Source organism: Pseudomonas sp. IzPS59 (genome assembly GCF_014863505.1).
GTDB classification, from domain to species: domain Bacteria; phylum Pseudomonadota; class Gammaproteobacteria; order Pseudomonadales; family Pseudomonadaceae; genus Aquipseudomonas; species Aquipseudomonas kribbensis.
The window spans coordinates 517917-529795 of record NZ_CP062251.1 but is presented as its reverse complement, the minus strand read 5'-3'; the positions used below and the strand labels follow the sequence as shown (position 1 = coordinate 529795).

6 protein-coding genes are annotated in these 11879 nt (G+C 60.8%); 2 read left to right on the top strand and 4 right to left on the bottom strand.

The window, feature by feature from the left end; genetic code table 11:
* Positions 1-140 precede the first annotated feature (140 nt).
* The 4 genes from IF189_RS02350 to putP all read right to left on the bottom strand — a co-directional run bounded on the left by IF189_RS02350 (position 141) and on the right by putP (position 5337).
* On the bottom strand, positions 141-458 hold the full coding sequence (locus IF189_RS02350) for a hypothetical protein (RefSeq protein ID WP_134825245.1): 318 nt from the start codon (positions 456-458) through the stop codon (positions 141-143).
* Between the two features lie 333 nt (positions 459-791).
* Entirely contained in the window at positions 792-1544 is a 753-nt protein-coding gene (locus tag IF189_RS02345; RefSeq protein ID WP_134825244.1) for a DUF4123 domain-containing protein, read from the bottom strand.
* On the bottom strand, positions 1489-3504 hold the full coding sequence (locus tag IF189_RS02340) for a type VI secretion system tip protein VgrG (RefSeq protein ID WP_192552761.1): 2016 nt from the start codon (positions 3502-3504) through the stop codon (positions 1489-1491). The genes IF189_RS02345 and IF189_RS02340 overlap by 56 nt, the downstream gene beginning before the upstream one ends.
* 348 nt (positions 3505-3852) lie before the next feature.
* Positions 3853-5337, bottom strand: a complete 1485-nt coding sequence (gene putP, locus IF189_RS02335) for a sodium/proline symporter PutP (RefSeq protein WP_085711096.1) — start codon at positions 5335-5337, stop codon at positions 3853-3855.
* 459 nt (positions 5338-5796) lie between these two features.
* Here putP and putA point away from each other — a divergent pair, with 459 nt between their 5' ends.
* Positions 5797-9750, top strand: a complete 3954-nt coding sequence (gene putA / locus IF189_RS02330; protein WP_192552760.1) for a trifunctional transcriptional regulator/proline dehydrogenase/L-glutamate gamma-semialdehyde dehydrogenase — start codon at positions 5797-5799, stop codon at positions 9748-9750.
* A 143-nt stretch (positions 9751-9893) separates the two neighbouring features.
* Positions 9894-11696 carry an acyl-CoA dehydrogenase gene (locus IF189_RS02325; RefSeq protein ID WP_134825241.1) on the top strand — a complete coding sequence of 601 codons (1803 nt, stop codon included), beginning with the start codon at positions 9894-9896 and terminating at the stop codon, positions 11694-11696.
* Positions 11697-11879: the final 183 nt, after the last annotated feature.

Below are 11879 nucleotides of genomic sequence, written 5' to 3'. Positions count from 1 at the left end.
GCATCGACCTGAAAAATCACCGCGACCTCCGCTTGGCCAAGCGAAGTTCACCCCTGAAGTAGCAGGTCGGCGTAGATCACTAATTCACCTCGGTCGGTCCCCTCTACCCCTGGGAGAGGGTTAGGGTGAGGGGAAGAGATCTAAGGCCGGTCACGCAACCTGCGGCCAATCACATCCAAGACATCACAACCGTCACGCAACGGAATCACACAGAGCTGGGCGAAGTCGCTGAGGATGATCGAGTCGCATTCGACCGAGCCGCGCATGCACATGTTTTCCAGGACCTGGATTACGGCGCGGATGCGGTAGTTGGCGGCGTCCATCAGGACATCGAGCGGGGCGTGGGTGTCGATGAACAGGGTGGGCATATCGTTGCAGTTGCTGGTCAGCGCCATGAGGCGGTTGTTGGGGTGAGGGATGAAGGGTTCGTAGGGTGGATCGGGTTTTAACGTCGACATTTTTTGCACCTCGGCAGGTTAAGTGAAGCTGCCAACGACCTTCCTACAGGTTTGGGTGGCAGCTGTACGCGAGAGTAGGAAACTGAGGAACCCACCAAACTCAGCTACGCCGAAGCGTTCCCGCGCACAGCCGCCGCGAACAGTGTCATGGGCACGTTCAAGTACCGCAATCAAAGAGCAGAGCGAATACACGGTGAGTTTTCCAAGGGTTCCTACACCCTGTCACCACTCTCGCAGTGACAGCCAAAAGACTATCCCCGCACCACCGCGCCCACCAGTTCACGCAAACCGCCGCAACTCGCAGGAAACGTCCGAAGCCTTTGCCCGGAAATTTCACTCTGACTCGTCCCGCAAGTAGTCCAGCAATGCCGAAGCCGACGATTCGTCCGACGCCGAAACTGCAAAAAACCTGACAACCTTGCAGCGCAAGACATCGGCAGGGAATGCTTCGAACAACGCCGGTTGCTCCTCGCTCAACCACTGCAAGGCGTTGCTGATCCGGGCTTCATCGCCGAATTGCGCCAGCAGCTTTTCCGGCACCGACCACCAAGGAAACTCCCGCCCCGAGACCCGCGCCCTGCCCCCGATCTCCACGGTCTGACCGTTGATCAACCCTCGCGTAAGGACCGGCAGCAATTGCCCGGCATCCACCTCGGGCGACTCAAGGATCGGCAACAAAAACCGCCCATCCCAGAACCGGAAGAACACCGCTTTCCCGTCCGGCATCAGCACCTGGGTCAAACTGCGAAAGTGCTCGACCACTGCCTCAAAACTGGCCGAAGAAACCGCCAGCCAGCCCCAGTCCCGAGACTCCGTGGTCGACACCCAATCCAGAAACTCACTGCCTGCGTCGACGATTCCCACATAGGGCATCACCGCATCCCACTCGGCATAAATCGTTTCCGCCCAGACTGGTTTCAGCATCTGCGCATTCGAAGGCCAGGCTTTCAGCGGTTCCACCGCACTCGCGCTACTGAAAATCGCGAACAACTGCTCCGACGGTTTCAGCGGCTCACTCTTCAACCATTGATCAGGCCGCACAGACACCCTCCTTGCAGCGCTCGCATTCTTCGCAGAACGGCGCATCTCCTTTAAGACTCATGATTTGCGCAGCCGTCAGAATCGCAGCCGGTGCCGCCACCAGCTTTTCCGGCAACCCCGGCACGGTCGGCGCGGCGCTCATCGCCGCCATCGGCGCGCCACCCACAACGATCGGCACGCTGCTGAAGATCCCGCCGGGGCCGATATTGATCCACTGCCCGCCCGCCTGGATCGTCGCGCTCGCCCCGCCGTCGATCACCACCTGCTGGCCGGCGCTGACGTGGAATTGCGCACTGGCGTTGATCGCCTGACTGCTCACCCGAATATGCCTGTCGCCGGTCACCGTGAGGTGGTCGTCCTGCTTCACTTCGGTCTGGCGCTGGCCGTGGGTGATGCGCTGCTCATCGGCTTTCAGTTCATGTTTCGCCAGCCCCGTCACGACAACGCTGCGCTGGTTATCCACCTGAAGCTGCTGATCATTCAATACATGCTGCGTCCAGTTTCGCTGGGCGCGCAGGTAGATTTCCTCGGCGCCTTTGCGATCCTCGATGCGCAATTCGTTGTAACCGCCGCCGCCCGGACTACTCTGACTGCGGAAAATACTGCGGGTCTTGTCGGCCGGCAGATCCAGCGGCACCGGCGTGGCGGCGTTCGGCAGGCAACCCATGACCAGTGGTTTGTCGGCGTCGGAATCGATGAACCCCACCAACACTTCCATGCCGACCCGTGGAATCAGCACGCTGCCATAACGGTCATGAGCCCAGCCGCTGGCGACCCGCAGCCAGCAGCTGGAATGCTCGTTGAGTTCGCCGTCGCGATCCCAGGCCAGTTGCACCTTGACCCGGCCGTACTCGTCGCAATGGATTTCACTGTCTTTCGGGCCGGTGACCACGGCCGGTTGATAACCGAGCATCCGTGGTTTTTCCGGCCCCATCGGAGGACGGAAGAATACGTCCCACAGCGTCGCAAGAAAGGTATTACGGTAACCCTGGAATTCGTCGCCATCGCTGGTGACCGATTCCTCCAGCACTTGCGGCTGCCGGCCATGGTGCTCGATAGCGGTCAGCAGCCATAGGTCATTCAAATCCTGTCGTGGATGCTCGGACAGTTGCAGAAAATGTCCGCTGACCAAGGCAGATTGATCGCTGCGCCCCTCGGCCTGACGGTAATCGGCGACATGTCGCTCAAGGGTGCGCCGGGCCAGTTGCTTGCCGGTTTCGCGCTCGGTGAACTGGCCGGGAAAGTGATAATCCTCCAGCACCGGGCGCTGTTCGCTTTCCACCCGACTCTGCAACGGCAGGCGTGGTTTGGTGAAGTCGTAATCACGGCGGGTGACCACGCTGGTACGGGTTTCCACACGGACGGTGAAACGCTTGATCGCCGGGGCCGCCGCAGCCATGCCGCTGCCCGGCAGGTACATCGTCGGCTCGGCCAGACGCGGAAACACCGTTTGATCGTCGCCGAACACCAACAGATGCCCGTCCGGACTGTGCTGAAAGTGGAAATGAATGCCGACCTCGGCACATAAGCGCTGGATGAACGCCAGATCGCTCTCCGCGTACTGCACACAATATTCACGGGGCGGGTAATCGCTGCCGAGGCGAAACTCGAAGGCATCGCGCAGGATCGCGTGATCCTTGAGGATCTGCGTCACGATCTGCGGCACGCTTTGATGCTGGAAAATCCGCTGATTGATCCGGTGGCCGAGATAGGCCAGACGTGGAACAAGACTGACGTGGTAGCGGGTCAGACGCTTGCCGGAATCCCCCTGCCCGACCCGATAGATCTGACCGTGGATACCGGAACCGCCTTCATCAAAACTCAGAAATGCCTGACAGTGCAGCAGGCTTTCGAGATCCAGATCCGGTCGCTCGCTGACCAGCTCCAGGTCAAAGCGAAAGGGTTGGCTGATGGCTTCCTTGCCCGTGAACTCAAGGACTTTGAGGTCAAATTGGGCGCCTTCGACGGTCAACGTGAAACGCGGTTGATTGGCAGGCGCGAACATCCGATGTCTCTCTGCAGTATGAGGGCGGGCGATTCTGCATGAGGGGCAAGGGGTGCAGGTTGGGTGACCGGAAAATCAGATTTTCCCTACTTGAAACTTCGATCTCCCCTTCAACAATCGGCGCATTCGACTACAGACATATCCCTCAAATACATCGCTGAACCTGTGGGAGCTGGCTTGCCAGCGATGAGGTCGGCATATTCGACTGTTCGCTGACTGACACGCCGCCATCGCTGGCAAGCCAGCTCCCACAGGGTTCTCCAATACTCTTGAGAAATTGCAGGCACAAAAAAGGCCCGCTTCCTGTAGGAAACGGGCCGTTCTTTTGTGAGCCTCAGCTCATTTCCATCACTTGTTCAGATGGAAATCCTTCTCGGCCGCTTCAAAGCGCTGAACCATGCCAGTGCTCGGCTGGCCCATCAGGCTGACGAAGTAGATGGCCAGGCTGGCGAAGATGAAGCCCGGGATGATTTCGTACAGGCCCAGCACTTCAAAGTGCTTCCACACGATCACGGTGATCGCGCCGACCAGGATGCCGGCCAGTGCGCCGTCACGGGTCATCTTTTTCCAGATCACCGAGATCAGCACGACCGGACCGAAGGCTGCGCCGAAACCGGCCCAGGCGTAGGACACCAGACCCAGCACGCGGTTGTCCGGGTTGGCAGCCATCGCGATGGCGATCAGTGCAACCAGCAGCACCATGGCACGACCGACCCACACCAGCTCGACTTGCGAGGCGGATTTACGCAGGAAGGTCTTGTAGAAGTCTTCGGTCAGGGCGCTCGAGCACACCAGCAACTGGCAGCTCAGGGTACTCATCACGGCAGCCAGGATGGCCGACAGCAGGACACCGGCAATCCACGGGTTGAAGAGGATTTTCGCCAGCTCGATGAACACACGTTCGTGGTTCTCGGTCACGGGCATTGCCACGTCCGGGTTGGCCGAGAAGTAAGCGATACCGAAGAAGCCCACGGCCACGGTGCCGCCCAGGCACAGGATCATCCAGGTCATGGAGATGCGACGGGCGTTGGCGATGGATTTCACCGAGTCAGCGGCCATGAAGCGCGCCAGGATGTGCGGCTGGCCGAAGTAACCCAGGCCCCAACCCATCAGCGAGATGATGCCGATGAAAGTGGTGCCCTTGAGCATGTCGAAGTTGCTCGGATCATTGGCTTCGATGGCCAGGAACGTGGTGTCCACGCCACCGGTAGCCAGCAGCACGATAATCGGCGTCAGGATCAGGGCGAAGATCATCAGGGTGGCTTGTACGGTGTCGGTCCAGCTCACCGCGAGGAAACCGCCGACGAAGGTGTAGGCAATCGTCGCTGCAGCACCGGCCCACAGCGCAGTCTCGTAGGACATGCCGAAGGTGCTTTCGAACAGACGGGCGCCGGCCACGATGCCAGAAGCGCAGTAGATGGTGAAGAACACCAGAATCACTACTGCCGAAATGATCCGCAGCAGGCCGCTTTTGTCTTCGAAACGGCTGGCGAAGTAGTCCGGCAGAGTCAGGGCATCGCCGTTGTGCTCGGTTTGAACACGCAGACGGCCGGCGACGAACAGCCAGTTCAGGTAGGCACCGACGATCAGGCCGATGGCGATCCAGCTTTCGGACAGGCCGGACATGTAGATGGCGCCCGGCAGGCCCATCAGCAACCAGCCGCTCATGTCGGAAGCGCCGGCGGACAATGCGGTCACCACGCTGCCCAGGCTGCGGCCGCCCAGAATGTAATCGGAAAGGTTGTTGGTGGAGCGATAGGCCATGAAGCCGATCAGCACCATTGCTGCGATGTAGATCACGAACGTGATCAGGGTTGGATTGCTTGCGCTCATTACGTACGTGCCCTGGCTTTGTTTTTATGTAGCGGCGGCGGTTGCACCGTTTGCAGACTGACGTCTGACAGACGATTCACACGGCCGCGCATTTATGACCAATGTTTCCCCAGGAAAGCCATTGGCCGGTAAACCGGGTTGTCCCGGTTGCACCTTGGGCGCGAATCCTATGCAACAAAGCAAAACAGGTGCAACCAGTTTCTTGAGAATTAGTTGCACCTACGTCGTTTTTTCGACCACAAACCGCCGTTTTTGCACCGTTGCGGCGCAGTCACATCCCGCCATGTGCCTTGAAAGCACCTATCTAGAGCGATCATCGCGAAGCTGAAATTTATTCCTGACAAGTTGCCGAATATTCCGACAAAAAAAGGGTTGCACCCGGTTGCACCTCTTCCAGCTCGCGGCTAATCTTGCCGCCAGCTGTTGTCGCGCAACTGCGGCACCTATGAGGATAAAAATATGGCTACCACCACCCTTGGGGTCAAACTTGACGACCCGACCCGCGAGCGCCTGAAGGCCGCCGCAACCTCGATTGATCGCACGCCGCACTGGCTGATCAAGCAGGCAATTTTCAATTACCTGGAAAAACTCGAGGGTGGTGCAACCCTGACCGAGCTGAACGGTTTGACCGCCAAGGACGCCGACGACGCGGGCGAAGTCCACACCGATCACGCTCACCAATGTTTCCTTGAATTCGCCGAAAGCATCCTGCCGCAATCGGTGCTGCGCGCCTCAATCACCGCCGCTTACCGCCGCCCTGAGCCGGAAGTGGTGCCGATGCTGATCGAGCAGGCTCGCCTGCCAGCACCGATGGCCGAAGCCACCAACAAACTTGCAGCCAACATCGCGGAAAAACTGCGTAACCAGAAGAGTGCCGGCGGTCGTGCAGGCATTGTTCAGGGCCTGTTGCAGGAATTTTCCCTGTCGTCCCAGGAAGGCGTGGCGCTGATGTGCCTGGCCGAAGCGCTGCTGCGTATCCCGGACAAGGGCACTCGCGATGCACTGATCCGCGACAAGATCAGCACCGGCAACTGGCAGCCGCACCTGGGCAACAGCCCGTCGCTGTTCGTCAACGCAGCGACCTGGGGCCTGCTGCTGACCGGCAAACTGGTGTCGACTCACAACGAAGCCGGCCTGACTTCGTCCCTGAGCCGCATCATCGGCAAGAGCGGCGAGCCGATGATCCGCAAGGGCGTCGACATGGCCATGCGCCTGATGGGCGAGCAGTTCGTGACCGGCGAAACCATCGCCGAAGCCCTGGCCAACGCGAGCAAGTTCGAAGCCAAGGGCTTCCGTTATTCCTACGACATGCTCGGTGAAGCGGCACTGACCGAACACGACGCCCAGAAGTACCTGGCCTCGTACGAACAAGCCATTCACTCGATCGGCAAAGCGTCCCACGGCCGTGGGATTTATGAAGGCCCGGGCATCTCGATCAAGCTGTCGGCCCTGCACCCGCGCTACAGCCGCGCCCAGTACGAGCGCGTGATGGACGAGCTGTACCCGCGCCTGCTGTCGCTGACCCTGCTGGCCAAGCAATACGACATCGGCCTGAACATCGACGCCGAAGAAGCCGACCGCCTGGAGCTATCGCTGGATCTGCTCGAGCGTCTTTGCTTCGAGCCGCAACTGACGGGCTGGAACGGCATCGGTTTCGTGATCCAGGCTTACCAGAAGCGTTGCCCGTACGTGATCGATTACGTGATCGACCTGGCTCGCCGCAGCCGTCATCGCCTGATGATCCGTCTGGTGAAAGGCGCGTACTGGGACAGCGAAATCAAGCGCGCCCAGGTCGAAGGCCTGGAAGGCTATCCGGTCTACACCCGCAAGGTGTACACCGACGTTTCCTACATCGCCTGCGCACGCAAACTGCTCTCGGTACCGGAAGTCATCTACCCGCAATTCGCCACGCACAACGCCCACACCCTGTCGGCGATTTATCACATTGCCGGTCAGAACTATTACCCGGGCCAGTACGAATTCCAGTGCCTGCACGGCATGGGCGAACCTTTGTACGAGCAGGTTGTAGGCAAGGTTTCCGAAGGCAAGCTGAACCGTCCGTGCCGCGTGTACGCCCCGGTCGGCACCCACGAAACCCTGCTGGCATACCTCGTACGTCGCCTGCTGGAAAACGGCGCCAACACCTCGTTCGTCAACCGCATCGCCGACCAGTCGATTTCGATTCAGGAACTGGTGGCCGATCCCGTTGCGCAGATCGAGCAGATGGCAACCGTAGAAGGCGGTTTCGGCCTGCCGCACCCGCGCATTCCGCTGCCGCGTGACCTGTACGGTTCCGAGCGCGCCAACTCCAGCGGCATCGACATGGCCAACGAACATCGTCTGGCTTCGCTGTCCTGCGCCCTGCTGGCGACCGCGCACAACAACTGGAAAGCCGCGCCGATGCTCGGCTGCGCCTCCAGCAACGAAGCGCCGGCACCGGTGCTGAACCCGTCCGATCTGCGTGACGTGGTCGGCCATGTGCAGGAAGCTACCGTTGAAGACGTCGACAACGCCATTCAATGCGCCCTGAACGCCGCACCGATCTGGCAGGCCACTCCGCCGGCCGAACGTGCCGCGATTCTGGAACGCGCCGCCGACCTGATGGAAGGCGAGATCCAGCCGCTGATGGGCCTGCTGGCCCGCGAAGCCGGCAAGACCTTCGCCAACGCCATCGCCGAAGTCCGCGAAGCGGTCGATTTCCTGCGTTATTACGCGGTGCAGGCTCGCAACGATTTCAGCAACGACGCCCACCGCCCGTTGGGTCCGGTGGTCTGCATCAGCCCGTGGAACTTCCCGCTGGCCATCTTCAGCGGTCAGGTTGCCGCCGCACTGGCCGCCGGTAACCCGGTGCTGGCCAAACCGGCCGAACAGACTCCGCTGGTCGCCGCACAAGCCGTGCGCCTGCTGCTCGAAGCCGGGATTCCGGAAGGCGTGCTGCAACTGTTGCCGGGTCGCGGTGAAACCGTCGGTGCCGGTCTGGTGGGTGACGAGCGCGTCAAAGGCGTGATGTTCACCGGTTCCACCGAAGTTGCGCGTCTGCTGCAGCGCAACATCGCCGGTCGTCTCGACAACCAGGGCCGTCCGATTCCGCTGATCGCCGAAACCGGCGGCCAGAATGCGATGATCGTCGACTCTTCGGCACTGACCGAACAAGTAGTGATCGATGTGGTGTCGTCGGCCTTCGACAGCGCCGGCCAGCGCTGCTCTGCCCTGCGCGTCCTGTGCCTGCAGGAAGATTCCGCCGATCGCGTCATCGAAATGCTCAAGGGCGCGATGGCTGAAAGCCGTCTCGGCAACCCGGAGCGTCTGTCCGTGGACATCGGCCCGGTGATCGACGCCGAAGCCAAGGCCGGCATCGAGAAACACATACAGGGCATGCGCGACAAAGGTCGCAACGTGTACCAGGTGGCCATCGCCGATGCCGAGGAAGTCAAACGCGGCACCTTCGTCATGCCGACCCTGATCGAACTGGAAAGCTTCGACGAGCTGCAACGCGAGATCTTCGGCCCGGTGCTGCACGTGGTGCGCTACAAGCGCAAAGAGATCGACCAGTTGATCGCCCAGATCAACGCCTCCGGTTACGGCCTGACCCTCGGCGTGCACACTCGCATCGACGAGACCATCGCCAAGGTGATCGACAACGTCAACGCCGGTAACGTCTACGTCAACCGCAACATCGTGGGTGCCGTGGTCGGCGTTCAGCCGTTCGGTGGCGAAGGCCTGTCGGGTACCGGTCCGAAGGCCGGTGGCCCGCTGTACCTGTACCGCCTGCTGTCGACACGTCCTGCCGATGCCATCGAACAATCCTTCGCTCGCGGTGATGCTGCCGTGGCACCGGACGTTCGTCTGCGTGATGCCCTGAGCAAACCGCTGGTTGCCCTGAAAGCCTGGGCCGACAGCAACAAGTTCGCCGACCTGAGCACCCTGTGTGTGCAGTATGCAGCGCAGTCGCAAAGCGGTATTACCCGCGTACTGGCCGGCCCGACCGGCGAGAAAAACAGCTACGCGATCCTGCCGCGCGAGCACGTGCTGTGCCTGGCGGACATCGAAGGTGATCTGCTGACCCAGCTCGCTGCAGTACTGGCGGTGGGCGGTTCGGCGGTCTGGCCGGAATCCGACACCAGCAAGGCATTGTTCGCACGCCTGCCGAAGGAGATTCAGGCGCGGATCAAACTGGTTTCCGACTGGAGCAAGGACGACGTGGTGTTCGATGCGGTTCTGCATCACGGCCATTCCGACCAGTTGCGTGCGGTCTGCCAGCAGATCGCCAAGCGTGTCGGCGCCATCGTTGGGGTTCAGGGCTTGTCCCAGGGCGAAACCAACATTGCGCTGGAGCGTCTGGTGATTGAGCGCGCACTGAGCGTCAACACCGCAGCAGCGGGCGGTAACGCCAGCCTGATGACCATCGGTTAATCAGCGACTCTGCCAGCCACATAAAAATGGGCGCCCTCACCGGCGCCCATTTTTTTGGCCTCTCCATCACCGTTATCAATCTTCCTGTTCAGCCTTTATTCGCACGCCTAGACTCGGTCCATTCCAAAAAAAGGTAGGCCGCCATGTCCGAGACGCTGCTCAGTTCCCGCAATCTGGCTTTCGAGCTGTACGAAGTCCTCGATGCCGAGGGCCTGACCCGGCGCGAGCGGTTTGCCGAGCACAACCGCGAAACCTTCGATGCCGCCATCGGCACGGCACGCAACATCGCCGAGAAGTACTTCGCACCGCACAACCGCAAGGGCGACGAGAACGAACCGCGCTACGAGAACGGTCAGGCGATTCTGATTCCCGAAGTGAAACCGGCGGTGGATGCCTTCCTCGAAGCCGGATTCCTCAACGCCGCGCGCAGTTTCGACGCTGGCGGCATGCAACTTCCTACGCTGCTGTCCCAGGCCTGCTTCGCCCACTTTCAGTCGGCCAACGCGGCGTCGACCTCGTACCCGTTCCTGACCATGGGCGCGGCCAACCTGATCGAAAGCTTCGGTACCGAAGAGCAGAAGCAGCGCTTCCTGCAACCGATGATCGATGGGCGCTTCTTCGGCACCATGGCCCTGACCGAACCCCATGCAGGTTCGTCGCTGTCGGATATTCGTACCCGCGCCGAACCAGCGTCCGACGGCACTTATCGCCTGAAGGGCAACAAGATCTTCATCTCCGGCGGCGATCACCCGCTTTCGGAGAACATCGTGCACATGGTGCTGGCCAAGTTGCCCGACGCACCGGCCGGGGTGAAGGGGATTTCGCTGTTCATCGTGCCCAAGTTTCTGGTCAACGATGACGGCAGTCTGGGCAAGCGCAACGACGTACTGCTGGCCGGGCTGTTCCACAAGATGGGCTGGCGCGGAACGACGTCCACGGCGCTGAACTTCGGCGATAACGGTGAGTGTGTCGGCTATCTGGTGGGCAAGCCGCATCACGGTTTGAGCTACATGTTCCAGATGATGAACGAGGCGCGGATCGGCGTCGGCATGGGCGCGGTGATGCTCGGTTACGCCGGTTACCTGTATTCGCTGGAATACGCCCGCGAACGGCCGCAGGGACGGGTCCCGGACAGCAAGGATCCGACGACGGCGCCGGTGGCGATCATTCAGCACGCGGATGTCAGACGCATGCTGCTGACGCAGAAATCCTACGTCGAAGGTGCGTTCGATCTCGGGTTATACGCGGCGCGACTGTTCGATGACACCACCACGCTGGAAACCGAAGCCGAGCGTAAACAGGCTCATGAGCTACTGGATTTGCTGACACCGATCGTCAAGTCCTGGCCATCGGAGTTCTGCCTGAAAGCCAACGAACTGGCGATCCAGATTCTCGGCGGCCACGGTTACACCCGCGAATACCCGGTGGAGCAGTACTACCGCGACAACCGCCTGAACCCGATCCACGAAGGCACCCACGGCATTCAGTCGCTGGACTTGCTGGGACGCAAACTGGCGCAGAACGGTGGCGCCGGGCTCAAGCAACTGATCCGCCTGATTGCCGATACCGCCGAACGCGCGGTGGCGTACGAATCGTTGACCGCACTGCGTGAGCCGCTGGAGAAACTGGTGGCGCGCCTGCAGAGCGTGACCATCGGTCTGCTGACCGATCTGGCCCAGGGCAAGGTCAACAGCAGCCTGGCGAATTCGGCTCTGTACCTGAAGGTGTTCGGGCACGCGGTGATTGGCTGGCGCTGGCTGGAACAGGCGATTCGGGCCGAAGAAGGCCTGGCCAAGGGGAATGCGGCGGATGCCGACTTCTATAAGGGCAAGTTGCAGGCGGCGCGGTATTTCCTGACGTGGGAAGTGCCGGGTTGCCAGCATGAGCTGGCGTTGCTTGAGGCGCGGGATGATACGTGTCTGGTGATGCAGGATGAGTGGTTCTGATCATTGACCGAGTGAAACCCGGCCCTCACCCCAGCCCTCTCCCGGAGGGAGAGGGGGCCGGCCGAGTTGTCTTGCGCTATACATCGACCTAAACGACCGAGTCGATTATGGATTCAACGCCGATCTTTCAAGTCGGTGAACCTCTTCAATATTTCCCGATCGGTCCCCTCTCCCCTTGGGAGA

Excerpts from the sequence above, each read along its gene's own strand:
- IF189_RS02350 (WP_134825245.1), bottom strand. The coding sequence starts at position 458 with ATGTCGACGTTAAAACCCGATCCACCCTACGAACCCTTCATCCCTCAC.
- IF189_RS02345 (WP_134825244.1), bottom strand. The coding sequence starts at position 1,544 with ATGCGCCGTTCTGCGAAGAATGCGAGCGCTGCAAGGAGGGTGTCTGTG.
- IF189_RS02340 (WP_192552761.1), bottom strand. The coding sequence starts at position 3,504 with ATGTTCGCGCCTGCCAATCAACCGCGTTTCACGTTGACCGTCGAAGGC.
- putP (WP_085711096.1), bottom strand. The coding sequence starts at position 5,337 with ATGAGCGCAAGCAATCCAACCCTGATCACGTTCGTGATCTACATCGCA.
- putA (WP_192552760.1), top strand. The coding sequence starts at position 5,797 with ATGGCTACCACCACCCTTGGGGTCAAACTTGACGACCCGACCCGCGAG.
- IF189_RS02325 (WP_134825241.1), top strand. The coding sequence starts at position 9,894 with ATGTCCGAGACGCTGCTCAGTTCCCGCAATCTGGCTTTCGAGCTGTAC.